The organism is Microbacterium saperdae (genome assembly GCF_006716345.1).
GTDB classification, from domain to species: domain Bacteria; phylum Actinomycetota; class Actinomycetes; order Actinomycetales; family Microbacteriaceae; genus Microbacterium; species Microbacterium saperdae.
Window position 1 is genome coordinate 2,292,028 of the sequence record NZ_VFOX01000001.1, and the last position, 14,025, is coordinate 2,306,052.

Annotated in this window: 13 protein-coding genes; 5 read left to right on the plus strand and 8 right to left on the minus strand. The window is 67.3% G+C overall.

The genetic code is table 11. The features are described 5' to 3' along the window. Positions 1-31 precede the first annotated feature (31 nt). From FB560_RS10950 to FB560_RS10965, 4 genes are read right to left on the minus strand one after another with little or no spacing between them, the layout of a single operon-like run. Entirely contained in the window at positions 32-706 is a 675-nt protein-coding gene (locus FB560_RS10950) for a GAP family protein (RefSeq protein ID WP_141872389.1), read from the minus strand. Between the two features lie 23 nt (positions 707-729). After that, complete coding sequence (locus FB560_RS10955; protein ID WP_141872390.1) at positions 730-1,071, minus strand: SHOCT domain-containing protein; 342 nt, start codon at positions 1,069-1,071, stop codon at positions 730-732. Position 1,072: 1 nt separating this feature from the next. Next, positions 1,073-1,507: a DUF6325 family protein gene (locus FB560_RS10960; protein ID WP_141872391.1), complete on the minus strand. Its 435-nt coding sequence runs from the start codon at positions 1,505-1,507 to the stop codon at positions 1,073-1,075. Then, complete coding sequence (locus FB560_RS10965) at positions 1,500-3,197, minus strand: SulP family inorganic anion transporter (RefSeq protein WP_141872392.1); 1,698 nt, start codon at positions 3,195-3,197, stop codon at positions 1,500-1,502. The genes FB560_RS10960 and FB560_RS10965 overlap by 8 nt, the downstream gene beginning before the upstream one ends. Positions 3,198-3,429: 232 nt before the next feature. Here FB560_RS10965 and FB560_RS10970 point away from each other — a divergent pair, with 232 nt between their 5' ends. Continuing rightward, on the plus strand, positions 3,430-3,816 hold the full coding sequence (locus tag FB560_RS10970) for an SHOCT domain-containing protein (protein ID WP_141872393.1): 387 nt from the start codon (positions 3,430-3,432) through the stop codon (positions 3,814-3,816). A 12-nt stretch (positions 3,817-3,828) separates the two neighbouring features. Further along, positions 3,829-4,263: a DUF6325 family protein gene (locus FB560_RS10975; protein ID WP_141872394.1), complete on the plus strand. Its 435-nt coding sequence runs from the start codon at positions 3,829-3,831 to the stop codon at positions 4,261-4,263. Between the two features lie 29 nt (positions 4,264-4,292). Here the strand turns inward: FB560_RS10975 and FB560_RS10980 are convergent, their stop codons facing one another. From FB560_RS10980 to FB560_RS10990, 3 genes are all read right to left on the minus strand, one after another. After that, positions 4,293-6,767 (minus strand): LuxR C-terminal-related transcriptional regulator, encoded by a 2,475-nt coding sequence (locus FB560_RS10980; RefSeq protein WP_229673121.1) that lies wholly within the window; start codon positions 6,765-6,767, stop codon positions 4,293-4,295. A 153-nt stretch (positions 6,768-6,920) separates the two neighbouring features. Continuing rightward, positions 6,921-7,985 (minus strand): DUF998 domain-containing protein, encoded by a 1,065-nt coding sequence (locus tag FB560_RS10985; protein ID WP_141872396.1) that lies wholly within the window; start codon positions 7,983-7,985, stop codon positions 6,921-6,923. A 73-nt stretch (positions 7,986-8,058) separates the two neighbouring features. Next, positions 8,059-8,688 carry a hypothetical protein gene (locus tag FB560_RS10990; RefSeq protein WP_141872397.1) on the minus strand — a complete coding sequence of 210 codons (630 nt, stop codon included), beginning with the start codon at positions 8,686-8,688 and terminating at the stop codon, positions 8,059-8,061. Positions 8,689-8,903: 215 nt separating this feature from the next. Here FB560_RS10990 and FB560_RS10995 point away from each other — a divergent pair, with 215 nt between their 5' ends. The 3 genes from FB560_RS10995 to FB560_RS11005 are packed head-to-tail and all read left to right on the plus strand — an operon-like array spanning position 8,904 to position 12,332. Next, positions 8,904-10,445: an arylsulfatase gene (locus tag FB560_RS10995; RefSeq protein WP_141872398.1), complete on the plus strand. Its 1,542-nt coding sequence runs from the start codon at positions 8,904-8,906 to the stop codon at positions 10,443-10,445. Further along, positions 10,441-11,379, plus strand: a complete 939-nt coding sequence (locus FB560_RS11000; RefSeq protein WP_407662568.1) for a formylglycine-generating enzyme family protein — start codon at positions 10,441-10,443, stop codon at positions 11,377-11,379. The genes FB560_RS10995 and FB560_RS11000 overlap by 5 nt, the downstream gene beginning before the upstream one ends. Positions 11,380-11,408: 29 nt before the next feature. Then, on the plus strand, positions 11,409-12,332 hold the full coding sequence (locus FB560_RS11005; RefSeq protein ID WP_141872400.1) for an HAD family hydrolase: 924 nt from the start codon (positions 11,409-11,411) through the stop codon (positions 12,330-12,332). 11 nt (positions 12,333-12,343) lie between these two features. Here the strand turns inward: FB560_RS11005 and FB560_RS11010 are convergent, their stop codons facing one another. Further along, a complete protein-coding gene (locus tag FB560_RS11010) occupies positions 12,344-13,984 on the minus strand; it encodes a DHA2 family efflux MFS transporter permease subunit (RefSeq protein ID WP_141872401.1) in 1,641 nt (546 codons plus the stop codon). Positions 13,985-14,025: the final 41 nt, after the last annotated feature.

The following is a 14,025-nucleotide window of genomic DNA, read 5'->3' on the forward strand; positions in this document are numbered from 1 at the left end:
ACGCGATTCCGTCATCGTCGCTCCTCGTCGGCTAGCCGAAGCTCGCCACGCCCTTGCCGATGATCACGACGCCGAGCACGAGCAGCAGAACCGTCATGATGACGGCGTTCTCGGCCTGCAGCCAGTCGCGCAGTCTGCTCAACGGTTGGCGAAGCGCGTCGGAGGCGAGCAGGAATCCGAGCACCGGCACCAGGACGGTGGACGCTGCCAGCACCGTGAAGATGATGATCACGAGAGTCACGTCGCCGCCGGCGAGACCGGCGGCACCCAAGGTCACGCCCGCGCTGGCGCCCAGGAGCAGGTTCTTGGGATTCGCCCCCGAGAGCAGGAGCCCGAGGCCCAGGGTCGCCACGAATGACATCCCGTCGATCTGCTGCATCCATGTGGGCATCGCCGGTTGCGCATCGCCGCGCGGACGACCGCGCCACTGCCGCACGGCCAGCAGGATCAGCAGAGCGCCCAGCACCAGCTGGATCACCCCGAGAACCGGCTTCGACGTGTCCTCCGCAGCGGTGGGGATCACAGCGGACAGCAACGTGAAGACCGTCACCACGAGGGCGATTCCGCCGATCCACCCGATCAGGAATCCCACGCTGGTCGATCGCGCGCGTGGCGACATCAGCATCAGGATGCCCGCCACGATGGGGAGCGGGCTGATCGCGATGCCGAGTGCGAGCGGCAGCAGCTGTCCGATGACCTGTCCCATATGCTTCTCCCCCGTCGTCCGCGCTAGCTCAGCAGCTTCTGCTTCGCGGCGGCGAACTCGGCGTCGGACAGCACGCCGGAGTCCTTCAGCGACGCGAGCTGCTGCAACTTGGAGATCATGTCGTCCGCACCGGACGACGGTGCGGCCGCGGCCGGCGCGTACTGCGCCGCCGCGTTCTGCGCGGCGGCGTCGATCTGCGCCTGCTGCTGCGCGGCGGCGTACTGCTCCTGCTCATAGTCACCCTGTGCGCGCTGCTCGCGATGCCGCATCGCGACGCCCTGCACGGCGGTCGCGGTCCCGGCCACCACCGCGGTTCTCGCCGCGAGGCCGATCAGCCCTGGGCGGCCGAATCTCCTGAATGGCATGTCATTCACCTTCCTGGTCGAGGATGTCCATCATGGCGTTCACCACAGGGGCGGGCACGCGCTCGCTGCGCAGCACCTGCCCGCCCGCTGCGGCGAGGTTCTGAGCGAGTTCCCGCGCGAAGGAGAGCTCGAGGACGACGATGGCCGCGGACTGCCCCGGCGGGATCGCCTCGGCGAGCGCTTCCATGTCCTCGTCGCCGGCGATACCCGCGGCGATGGGACTGATATCGCCCAGGCCGAGGGAATCGTCTTCCGAGTCCAACTCGAGGATGCTCAGCTCCCCCGTGTCGGACTTCGTCAGCACGACGAAGTCGAGCAGAAGCACGACGCCGGTGTTGATCAGATCGGTCAGCGCGCGGAACGTCGCCGGGTCGGGCCTGTCGCCCTCGAACCCGACCAGATAGAACTCTGCCGGTCCGAATCGGAAGTCATTCATGAAGCTGCCCTTCTTCTGCGTGGGATGACGGTGAGGGAACGTGGGCGCTCGAGGCGCTCAGCGCTGCGACCGCGGCGCGATTGGTCGCGAACACGCGTTGGTCGGTCAGCACTCCGAGCCGCTCGAGCCGGGGCCGAGCTCGCGTTCTGAGCCGGCTGAACGCCAGAGAGACGCCATGATCGTCGAGCCACTCGACGAGGCCGGCGAAAGACTCGGCGGCGGTGACGTCGGCATCGGTGACCGCCTCCATGTCGATCACGACGTGCTGCACCGCGTCGGCACCCGGGGCGGTGACAGCGGTGCGGATCGCCTGCCCGAAGACGTCGCCGTTCGCGAAGAACAGCGGCGCGGCCATGCGCACCACCACGATGCCCGGTGCCGTCGTCGAACCCGCCGCCCCTTCCTCGAGCAGCGAGTCTCCTGGCTCTCCGTCGGCCGCGAGCACATCGATCGCGGGATTGGCCGCACGCTTCGCGAGGTTGATGAGAGCGAGCACGAACGCGACGATGATCCCGGGGATCGATCCCACGAACAGCGTGACGAGGAAGCACACCGCACCGACGAAGAACTCGAACCGGTCCAGCTTCCACAGGGACGCGAGCTCACGGAATCCGAGCAGCGGCAGGATCGCCACGCCGACGATGGCCCCGATCGCCGGAGACGGGATGTCCTCGAGGAGCGCGGTGCCGAAGAGGAGCAGCAGCAGCGTGCCGACGGCCAGGACGAGAGACGGGAGCTGCGTGCGCGAACCCGACTGGTCCATCGCCGCGGTGCGGCTGGTCGACGACCCCACGGCGAAGCTGCCCTGCGCGCCGGCGGCGATGTTCGCGACGCCGAAGGCCAGGAGGTCGCGATTGGGTTCTGTGCGATAGTGGCGCTTCTCACCGTACGAGCGCGAGACCAGCAGCCCCTCTGCGGTCGTCACCAGGGTGAGGGCCATCGCCGACGGGATCAGCAGGAGCCAGGTCTGCCAGTCGATGACCGGCCACGTGAGCGAGGGGGCTCCGGCAGGGACGGCCCCGAGCACGGCGACTCCGGCAGCGCCCAGGTCGGCCAGCACGACGACCAGGGTGGCGACGACGAGCACGAGCAACGCCCACGGGATCATGCCGAAGAACCGTTTGCCGAGCATCAGCACGACGACGGACGCCGCCGCGATCAGCACCGACCAGCCGTTCATCGAGCCGAGCCCGCCGAGAAGGTCGCCCACCTTCTCGACGAACTCGCCCCCCGAATCGATCTTCACTCCGAGCATCTTGGCGATCTGTGACACCAGGATGTCGAGTGCGAGTCCTCCGACGAACCCGATCAGGATCGGCTTCGACAGGAAGTTCGCGAGAAAACCGAGCTTGAAGACCGCCAGCAGGATGAACATGACGCCACAGATGATCGCCTGCGCGAGAGCGAGCACGGCGTAGTCCGCGGAGCCGGCGACGGCCAGCCCTCCGATCGACGATGCGACGAGCGCCGCCGCGGCGGCATCCGGCGACGCGACGAGCTGACGGGACGAGACCACCAGTGCGTAGAGCACCGTGGGAACGACGAGCGCGTAGAGCCCGGCGGTCGCGGGGAGCCCGGCGATCTGCGCGTAGCCGATGTTGAGAGGGATCGCGATCGCGAGGAGTGTGACGCCCGCGAGGAGCTCGCGCACGACGTTGGCCCGCGTGAGCCCCGCCAGCGGCTTCTGCACCACATCACCTCCGCGCTGTCGCCACTGGTGCGGGCGATATGGCACTCATGCTCGCACCGGGTCTGCAGCGGAGCCGGGTCTTCTCACCCCAAGCGGGTGAGTACGAGGATGAGGCGGACCGGGACGAATGCCGGTCAGCGGGGCTCGCCCGCTCCGGGTGAGGTGGTCGCGCTGCGCTCGAGAGGCGCTGTCAGGATCGCGGTACGCAATACTTCAACGAAAGGAGTCGATCGTGTCGATATGGGACAGCTTCTGGTCCATCATCTGGTGGTTCTTCTGGGCGTTCGTGTTCATCTCGTACCTCATGGTGCTCTTCAACATCGTCGCGGATCTGTTCCGCGACCACGCCCTCAACGGCTGGCTGAAAGCGATCTGGATCATCTTCCTGGTCTTCGTACCGTTCCTGACGGCCCTCGTCTACCTGATCGCCCGCGGTCGGGGAATGGGTGAGAGGAGCGCCGCCGCGTATCGCGACCAGCAGCACGCGGCGGATTCCTACATCCGCAGCGTCGCATCGAGCAGTCCGAGCGATGAGATCGACAAGGCGTCGAAGCTCCTGGCAGCCGGGACGATCACGAACGAGGAGTTCGCGTCGATCAAGTCCCGGGCTCTGAGCTGACACGCTGTTGAGGTGGTCGATGTGACGCTGCGCGCGCTCGGCGATGTCGAGTTCTTCGTCGTACGGTTGGACACCGACCACCTCAGCCCGCATGCGCTGGAGGCGCTGCTGCGGCAGGTGGAAGCCGGGGCCGTGCGCATCCTCGACCTCCTCCTCATCCGCCGACCGGCGCTTCAGGAGTTCAGTCTCAGTGAGGTGGACGCCGACGAGTTCGCGCTCGCCGGGCTCGGCCTCCAGACGCCGGGGATCGTGTGCGAGGATGACGTCCGCCACTTCGCCGCGGCGCTGCCCGTCGGCTCTTCCGCCATGCTCGTCCTGGTGGAGCCCACCTGGGCTGAGCAGTTCTCCGCGGATCTGACCTTCCACGGTGAGGCGATCATGGCGACCCAGCTCATCCCGGCGGCCATCGCGAACGCCGTCCTCGACGCGACGATCACGACGTCCTGACCCACGCGTCAGCCGGCGGTCGCCACGTCTCACACGGTCGTCTGCACCGCATCCCGTCGTGACGAGACTCCGAGCTTGCGGTAGATCGACCGCTGGTGCGTCTTCACGGTGTTGATCGACAGTTGGAGCACCTTCGCGATCTCGGGCAGGGTCCGGGCGGTCTGCAACTGCTGATACACGTCGTGTTCCCGCTCCGACAGCGAATCGACGAGCGAGCCGGAAACCTCTACCGCGAGACAGCTCCCGATGAAGTCCTCGAACTGCGTCCCGAAATGCACGTGCTCGTGCAGAAGCTTGCGCACCGCGATCTCTCGCGGACCGAACGGCAGGCGGATGTTCTCCGCCGAGGCGACCGCGAGCACGGTCTCGCAGAGTTCATGCGCCGCCTCGTGGTGACCGGCGTGACGACGGAGCACGGCCGCGGTCGTCATCGTCGCCACCTTCACGTAGGACACGTCGGCGAATGTGCGCAGCCCGCGGAGCATCTCGAGCGCGGTCGCATACTCCCCCGCGCGTCGGAAGACTCCGGCGAGCGCCACGCAGACGATCGGGAGGTCCTGGCACTGCACGTTCCTCTTCGCCAGCTGCAGCGCCCGGTCCGACCGTCCGACCGCTTCTTCGAGAAGGCTGATCGCCGACTCGCGGAACGTCGGCCATGAGATCCCGTGCTCGACCTCGAGCGGGATCTCCTGCACCCCGATGGCGGCACGACGGCAGGCGGCGACGTCCCCCGTCTCTGCGGCCGCGTAGGCGATCATCATGCGGGCGATGCTCGTGAAGGATCTGTCTGCCCGTCCGTTCAGGAGCACGGTGCCGAAGATGCTGATCGCATCATCCACTTCGCCGGACCAGTACGCGACGTACCCCGCGGCCGCCGCGGCGCTTCCTCCGGCGTACGTGCTCCATGGCAGACGCACGTCGTCGGCGTCATCCACCTCGGCGAGCGACACCCGCGCCGCACGGAGCTGGCCGGCCCAAGTCTGCCCGAACGCGAGATGTCCGAACGCGCGCTTCGAGAGTTCTTCGTCGCCGGAGCTCTGGGCCTCCCGCGCAGCGGCGGCGAAGTACTCCACAGGGATCGTCGGGTCGCCGCGATAGCGGATCTCGGTCCAGCCCATCAGGTAGTTGATCGCGGCGCGATCGCTCAGTGCCGTCGAATCCGCGTGCAGCAGCATCCTGCGCACATCGGCGCTGGCTTCGGCCAGTTGATCGCGTTCGTCCGCGATGAACAGACGAGCGAGCTGCAGGACCGCAGGAGCGCGCGTGGGATCGACCTGGTCGATCAGGCCGCGGGCGCGGTGGAAGAGTTGCCTTGCGACGTGGTGATCGCCGAGCACGTCGCTCGCACCGGCCCTGACCAGCAGCACCTCGGCATCGTCGGGATGGCGTCGCAGCATGTCGGTCGCCGTGCGCTCGACCTCGGCGGCCGATGAGCCGACGACGAGGCCCACCCAGTGGTTCAGGAGCGTGAATCGCGCGCGGCCGTAGTCCCCGGCACTGAGCGAGTGCGTGATCGCCGCGATGGGGTCGGAGTCCTCCAGATGAGCGGCCGCCCGACGATGGCATGCGGCGGCGCGTTGGGGATCAGAGCGGAGGATGTCCGAGCACTGACGGGCGAACGCCGCGTGCCAGCGATACACCGGGCAGTGCGGGCCTTCGAACTTGTCGAGGAACAGCCCGAGCATGACGCAGGTGTCGAGCAGTTCGGGTGCGTGCGGATCCCCGGTCACGGCAGTCGCCAGGTCACCGGTGATCTCCAGGCAGACGCTCGCATCCAAGACGAACCGCGCGATGTCGGCGGGGAGCGCATCCAGGACATGCTCGCGCACGTAGTCCCCCAGGAACGCGGAGGCGATCGCCGCATCCGAGTCGGGTCGTCTCCCCCCGATCATCATCAATCGCACGGCGATCGGCCACCCCCGCGTCTCCTCCAGGATGGAGTCGGCCGCGAGACCGTGAGCCTCCCCCTCTTGGAGCTGTCCCACCTCGGGAGCGGTGAAGCTGAGCACATCCGCGCCCACGAAAGAACCCGGGCTCATGAGTCGCTGGCGCGACGATGTCACCTCGAGCAGAGTGGTGCCGACCAGCACGATCCGCAGCTGGTCGGGCGCCTGCTCCGCGAGCATGCCCAGCAGACCGCGCCGCCAGTCCTCACCGGCACGATGGGCGTCGTCGACGACGAGGTGAATGGTGCTCTTCACGTCGCCGAAGACGCGGCAGATCTCCTGATAGGCATGAGCGGGGTCGTCCAGGTCGCGCGGGAACGGCGGCATGCGCCCCGCTCGATCGGCGGAGACGTTCAGCGCGTCGATGACTCCCTGCGCGAGACGCGAGGGGTCGGAGTCGTACGAGTTCAGTGCGAGCCAGGCGACCTCGTCCTCGTCCGACGCCCATTCCGCCACGGCCAGGGTCTTCCCGAAACCGCTCGGCGCGCTGATCACCGTCACCGGGTTGAGCTCGACGGCTCGCGTGATCGCTGACGTGACCCGCGTCCGGCGGATCACATCAGGTCGCCTCGATGGCGCCCGGAACCGCACTTCAGGTCCCGGTCTGGTCAAGCGTCTGGGGCGCGCCATGCGCTCAAGATACTGATATATCGATCGATTCTCAATGGCACTCCGCGCGGCCCGATCCGCCCTGCTCGGCGGGCGCGAGCATCACCGTGAGGTCGTCACCGCGATGTCGCGCGTGAGCGCGTCAGCGGTGCGGATGAACAGGATGATCCAGGTGAAGACCAGCGTTCCGGCGACGAGTTCGACGGCAGTGAGCGTGTAGTAGCCGACCGCGAAGAGCACCGACAGCACCAGGATCGCGAGGATGAAGACGTAGCCCAGGAGCAGGAACGTACGAGACACCCCGGGGACCCACGAGCGCAGCGCGATCACCAGCACCGCGAAGGTCACCACCATCCCCGATGCCACGCCCGTATGCAGCGCGAAGTACTGATCCACGGGGAAGACGCCGACCAGTCCGAGGAAGATCCCGACGACCACGAGGCAGGTGCGCACACCGGTGACGCCGCGCGGATTCGGCGTCGGTATCCCCTGCGTCGCGGTGCGCGCGAGTGTCGTCACGAGGATCCCCGCCACGATCAGCGTGAGATTGAACGTGCGCGCAGAGAGGTCGTCTGTCATCCCCAGTGCGCTCAGGTTGTCCTTCCACCACAGCGGGTCGCTCGCGGTGAGCATGCTCGCCACCACACCGAACACGAGGAAGACGGCCAGGATGACGGCCAACAGCTGCAGATCCATGTGCGTCGCGGAGAAGTACACGACGTAGGCGGTGACTCCGGCAGCGGCCGCGGACAGCAGCAGGACCGGAACAGGGAAGACGACCGCACCGGTGAAGCCCTGCTCCAGGATCGTCGCCACCAGCGTCCATCCCAGCAGCGCGATCACCGCGTGCGCGAAGGCCACCGCCCCTGTGTCGATGACCTCGAGCACCGAGGTGCGCCTCGAACGACTCCGGTCGGCGACGACGATACGGCCGAGCACGAAGACGACGATCGCGGTGGCGGCGGAGGCGATCGCCGCGAACTGCCCGACCGACCCGGCGCCCGCGATGGGCGCCGAACCCAGCCCGAAGGCGGGCAGCGCGACGAGACCGACCACGACGAACGCGGTGATGGAGATCTGCAGTCCGATCGCCTCTCGCGCGCGCTCCCGAGGGCCGCCCGCCGAGCGTGCGACATCGAGGAGGTCAGGACTCATCGGGTTCTTCATTCCCTCAGTGTCGAGCCTCACTCGCGGATCCGCTATCCCGATTCATCCCCTCCGGGCGATGTCGGACGCACGATCAGAGCTTGATGGGAAACGTCAGCAGGGTGACGATTCCGACGATCGCCATCACACCGCTCAGCGCGAGGAAGATGCGTCGCCCCCACTCGCGAGTCTGGTGCTGCGAGATCGCTGCGAAGAAGAGCACGAGTGCGAACAGCACGGTCAGCAGCGAATAGTCGTCACCGCGCTGGTTGTTGGCGAGAGCCTCATCGAACTGCGCATCCGCCCTTGCACTCGACTTCTCAGCCTCGACCGTTCCCGGCGGCACGTAGTCCGGCATCGCGAACGGTCCCCTGGCGCTGCGCCCCTCCGTGTTCCAGGCATCGAACGCGACGGCGAACTCATCCGTGAAGCGTTCCTCTATGAATCGGACGAGCTCATCATTCCCCTCCTCATCGGCGAGGACCCATTGCGTGTAGATCGTCAGGTCGTACTGGCGCGCCGCCTGAGCCGTGGCCTCCGCCGACGCCGCCTGCACGCGGGCGCTCGACGCCCGGCTGAAGGCGATCGACATCTCGCCGCCCCACTTCGATGCCTCGAATCCGCACCAGGCGGTGAGCACGGCGGTGATCGAGAGCACGACGACCGTCACGACTTCGAGCACACGAGTCCTGCGTTCAATGGGTTGCTCGAGTGGTTCGCTCATCCGCCCATTCTCAGAGGACGAGGTTTCGGCCCGCCCCCGCACCTCACCCGCATGGGATGACCCGCACTTTCGAATGCGCAGATCAGAGGGCACGCTCGTCACGAGAACCATCGAGATCGACGGGAGTCAGACATGGAACGCGTGCCAACTCGAACACCTCGGCGCAGAGGTCCGGCGTCCGTGCCCCCGCGGCGCGCGGATCACGGAGGTCTGTGATGCCCGGAGGCAAGCCCAACATCCTGGTCATCTGGGGAGATGACATCGGCATCTCGAATCTCAGCTGCTACAGCGACGGCCTGATGGGGTACCGGACGCCGAACATCGATCGCATCGCCGAGGAGGGCATGCGCTTCACCGACTCCTACGGCGAGCAGAGCTGCACCGCCGGTCGCGCGTCGTTCATCACGGGTCAGAGCGTGTTCCGCACCGGCCTGAGCAAGGTCGGCATGGCGGGCGCCGACATCGGACTCCGCGCCGAGGACGTGACGATCGCCGAGGTCCTCAAGCCCCACGGGTACGCGACGGGCCAGTTCGGTAAGAACCACCTCGGTGACAAGAACGAATTCCTGCCCACCGTGCACGGTTTCGACGAGTTCTTCGGCAACCTGTACCACCTGAACGCCGAAGAGGAGCCGGAGGCGGCGAACTGGCCCTCTCCCGAGGAGTTCCCCGGCTTCAACGACCGCGCTCGACCACGCGGGGTGCTGCACAGCTGGGCGACGGATGAATACGACGACACGGTCGACGGCCGCTACGGCCCCCGGGGCAAGCAGCGCATCGAGGACACGGGGCCGCTCACGCGCAAGCGGATGGAGACGATCGACGAGGTGTTCGCCGAGGCTGCGCAGGACTTCATCGGCCGCGCGGTGGAGAGCGAGACACCGTTCTTCGCATGGGTGAACACGACGCACATGCACTTCCGCACGCACCCCAAGCCCGAGAGCATCGGCCAGGCCGGGCGCTGGCAGTCGGAGTATCACGACACGATGATCGATCACGACAGGGTCGTCGGGAGCCTGCTCGACCAGCTCGACGAACTCGGCATCGCTGACGACACGATCGTGATCTACTCCACCGACAACGGCCCGCACATGAACACGTGGCCCGATGGCGGCATGACCCCCTTCCGCAGCGAGAAGAACACGAACTGGGAGGGCGCATTCCGCATTCCCGAGCTCATCCGCTGGCCCGGCCACATCGAGGCGGGGAGCATCTCGAATGAGATCGTCCAGCACCACGACTGGCTGCCGACCTTCCTCGCCGCGGTCGGAGACACGACGACGGTCGACGAGCTGAAGAAGGGCAAGCAGATCGGGGACACCACGTACAAGGTGCACATCGACGGCTACAACCTTCTGCCGTACCTGACCGGAGCGGTGGACAAGAGCCCGCGCAAGGGGCTCATCTACTTCTCGGACGACGGCGACGTACTCGCACTGCGCTTCGACAACTGGAAGGTCGTCTTCATGGAGCAGCGGGTGCAGGGCACACTGCAGGTGTGGATGGAGCCGTTCGTCGCCCTGCGTGTGCCGAAGCTGTTCAATCTGCGCACGGATCCTTACGAACGGGCGGATCAGACCTCGAACACCTACTTCGACTGGCTGTTCGAGAACGACTTCCTGATCCTCGCCGCGACCAGCCTGGTATCGCAGTTCCTGGACACTTTCGAGGAGTTCCCTCCGCGGCAGAAGGCGGCCACGTTCAGCATCGATCAGGCCGTCGCGAAGCTCGAGGCCTTCCTCGCAGGAGGCGATTGAGCTGGCTACGGGCGTCTCGAACCTCTCCGCCGTCGATCGCCTCGTGCGGCTCGACGGCGGGGAGTTCGGCATGGGCTCTGATCAGCACTACCCGGAAGAGGCACCGGCGCACCGGGTACGGGTCGATGGGTTCCGGCTCGGTGCGGCTGCCGTCACCAATCGCGAGTATGCGGCGTTCGTGCGGGCATCCGGCTACCGCACGGTCGCGGAGCGCCCTCTCGATCCCGCTGACTTCCCCGATGCCCCCGCCGAGAACCTGCTGCCTGGGTCGATGGTGTTCACGGGTACCCCCGGCCCCGTCGACCTCCGTCATCTGAGCCAGTGGTGGGCATGGACGCCGGGCGCGAACTGGCGCCGTCCCTTCGGGGCGGGCTCGACCATCGGAGACGCCGCCGAGCATCCGGTCGTGCACATCGCCCATGAGGATGCGGTCGCATACGCCGAGTGGGCGGATGCGCGCCTGCCGACCGAGGCGGAGTGGGAGTTCGCGGCACGCGGTGGACTCGACGGTGCGCGGTTCACGTGGGGCGACGAGCCCGAGAGCGGAGACGATCGGCGCGCGAACTACTGGCACGGAGATTTCCCCTGGCGCGCGGAGCGGGGCTATGGATCAACGGCGCCGGTCGGCTCCTTCCCCCCGAACGCCTACGGACTCTTCGACATGGCCGGCAACGTCTGGGAGTGGACATCGGACTGGTATCAGGACTACGGCGACGCGGGGGGATGCTGTGCCCCGTCGAATCCCCGAGGCGGAACCCGGGAGGGGAGCCTGGAGCCGTCCGGACGTTTCCCGGTGCCGCGGAAGACCGTGAAGGGCGGGTCTTTCCTGTGCGCCGACAGCTACTGCCGCCGCTACCGACCGGCTGCACGTCGCGGGCAGATGATCGATACCGGTATGAGCCACATCGGATTCCGGATCGCGCGCAGCATATGACAACCGCAGCAAGAAGAGGAGATGTCGGGATGAGTGAGCACTTGCAGTCATGGCGTGAGGGCGCCGCCCGCACGGCGATCGTCGGCTTCGTGGAATCGGTCACCACCGGTCACGACGCCGTGCCGAGCGAGCAACGCATCGCGGTGTTCGACAACGACGGCACGCTGTGGACGGAGAAGCCGATGCCCACGCAGCTGCACTACATCGTCGAACAGTGGGCGGCGGCCGCGCGTGCGGATCCGGCCCTGGCCGCGCAGCAGCCGTACAAGGCAGCAGTGGACCGCGACTTCGCCTGGCTGGGAGGAGCGATCGACAAGCACTACGCCGGTGATGACTCCGACCTCCACACCCTCATCGGCGCGCTCGTGCGCACGACCGTGAACCTCAGCGTCGACGACTACCAGGCAGCCGTCGAGGCGTTCTACCGGGACGCGAGGCATCTGACGCTCGCACGGGCCTATCCCACAGTCGTCTACCAGCCGATGGTGGAGCTGCTCCGCTATCTCGAGGCGAACGGCTTCACCTGCTACATCGTGTCGGGCGGCGATCGAGACTTCATGCGACCGATGACGGTCGACGCCTACGGCATCCCCCCGGAGCGCGTGATCGGCTCAGCAGTCGGACTTCACTACGACACCACGACGAACGACGTGCGCTATGGCGAGCACTTCGACTTCTTCGACGACGGTCCCGAGAAGCCGCTCCGGATCTGGACGAGGATCGGACGGCGTCCGCTCCTGGCGGCAGGCAATTCCAACGGCGACATCCCGATGCTCCGTTACGTGCAGAAGCACCCGCGGTCGCTCAGTCTCGTCGTGCACCACGACGACGACACCGGCCGCGGCGACGCCCCCTACGACAAAGGCGCGGAGACGGTGCTGGGCGAGGCCGGGACGTCAGGATTCACGCGGGTGAGCGTGAAGGACGATTGGGCATCGGTCTTCGCGCCGTGACCCGCTCCCCCTCACCGCGCGTCTTCACCCGCCGTCTCGGCCTCTTCGTCCTCCCCGCTCGCCTCATCGTCTGACGCGCGCGCCCGTCCGGCGGTCGCGCCGAGAGAGATCGTCGAGAGCAGGCCCAGCGCCAGGAAGCCCGCGGCCGTCCAGGCGGCGTAGCGGGTGCCGTCCGAGAAGGCGGCCTTCGCATCGGCGGCGATATCGGCCGTGTCCGGTTTGGCTTCCAGCCCCGAGATCGCCGCTCCGGCGCTGTCGACCACAGCGGAGACGACCTGATCTCGCTGAGCGGCGGGAAGTCCGCGCTCGTCGAGCGAGGAGGACAGGATCCCAGCGGTACTCGTGAAGAGCACCGTGCCGAGGATGGCGACACCGAGCGCTGCTCCGAGCTGGCGCGAAGTCGACTGGGTGCCGGATGCGGCGCCGCTGTCGGCGACGGGGACGTCGGCCAGCACGACGCCGGTGAGCTGCGCGGTGGCGAGCCCCACGCCGAGGCCGTAGATGAACAGGAACGGGATGATCGGAACCCACGACGCTTCGGGCGCGATCAGGAAGCCGATCCCGGCGACACCGATGATCTCGGCGATGAGGCCGGCGCGGACGATCCACACCGGCGCGATCCTGCCGCTGGTCGCGCCGGCGGCGCCGCTGGCGACGAAGGATCCCCCGGCGAGGGCGAGCAGCAGCAGTCCGGTCTGCAGGGCGTCGAAGCCGAGCACGAACTGGAGCCAGAGGGGCAGCGCGAGGATGATGCCGAACTCCCCCAGCGCGACGACGCCGGCCGCGATGTTGCCGTTGCGGAACGAGCGGATCGAGAAGAGCCGCAGCGCGAGCAATGTCGACTTCCCCCGGCGTTGGCGCCCCACGCCCCAGGCGATGAAGGCGATGAGCCCGGCGATCGCCAGGGCGAAGGCGATGGGGATGGGCGACAGATCCCACGGCCAAGTCCAGTCGCCGATCTGCGGTCGCTGGTCGACGAGCCACCATCCGTAGGTGCGTCCCTCGATGAGCCCGAACACCAGGCTTCCCATGGTCACGATCGAGAGCAGCGCACCGACTCCATCGATTCTGTCGGTGCGGTCGCTGCGGGACTCGGCGACGGTCAGGAGCACGCCGATCACGACGAGGATGCCGAGTGGGATGTTGATGCCGAATGCCCACCGCCACGAGAAGTCGGTGGTCAGCCACCCGCCGAGCAGCGGGCCCACCGCGGCCATGCCGCCGATCGTCGATCCCCAGACGGCGAAGGCGATCCCTCGCTCCCGTCCACGGAACGTCGCGTTGATGATCGAGAGGGTGGTCGGGAGGATCATCGCTCCGCCGACGCCCTGCAGCAGGCGAGCGAGGATGAGCAGGCCTCCGTCCGCCGCGAGGGCGGCGAGCACCGACGCCGCCGCGAAGACGATGACGCCCGTGACCATCACTCGACGACGCCCGAACCGGTCGGCGAGGCTGCCGAAGACCAGCAGCAGCGCGGCGAACACGAGCGTGTACGCCTCTTGAACCCATTGCACCTCGGTCGACGTGATGCCCAGGTCATCCACGATGGCGGGTATCGCGACGTTGACGATGGTCGAGTCGACGATGATCAGGGAGACCGCGATGCTGATGAAGACCAGCCCCACCCACCGCAACCGAAGATAGCGATCCATGTTCGCTAGCTTAGCTAGGTAATAGCTTGGTTGCCATACCT

Coding starts and splice junctions, on each gene's coding strand:
- FB560_RS10950 (WP_141872389.1), bottom strand. CDS start 706: ATGGGACAGGTCATCGGACAGCTGCTGCCGCTCGCACTCGGCATCGCG.
- FB560_RS10955 (WP_141872390.1), bottom strand. CDS start 1,071: ATGCCATTCAGGAGATTCGGCCGCCCAGGGCTGATCGGCCTCGCGGCG.
- FB560_RS10960 (WP_141872391.1), bottom strand. CDS start 1,507: ATGAATGACTTCCGATTCGGACCGGCAGAGTTCTATCTGGTCGGGTTC.
- FB560_RS10985 (WP_141872396.1), bottom strand. CDS start 7,985: ATGAAGAACCCGATGAGTCCTGACCTCCTCGATGTCGCACGCTCGGCG.
- FB560_RS10990 (WP_141872397.1), bottom strand. CDS start 8,688: ATGAGCGAACCACTCGAGCAACCCATTGAACGCAGGACTCGTGTGCTC.
- FB560_RS10995 (WP_141872398.1), top strand. CDS start 8,904: ATGCCCGGAGGCAAGCCCAACATCCTGGTCATCTGGGGAGATGACATC.
- FB560_RS11005 (WP_141872400.1), top strand. CDS start 11,409: ATGAGTGAGCACTTGCAGTCATGGCGTGAGGGCGCCGCCCGCACGGCG.
- FB560_RS11010 (WP_141872401.1), bottom strand. CDS start 13,984: ATGGATCGCTATCTTCGGTTGCGGTGGGTGGGGCTGGTCTTCATCAGC.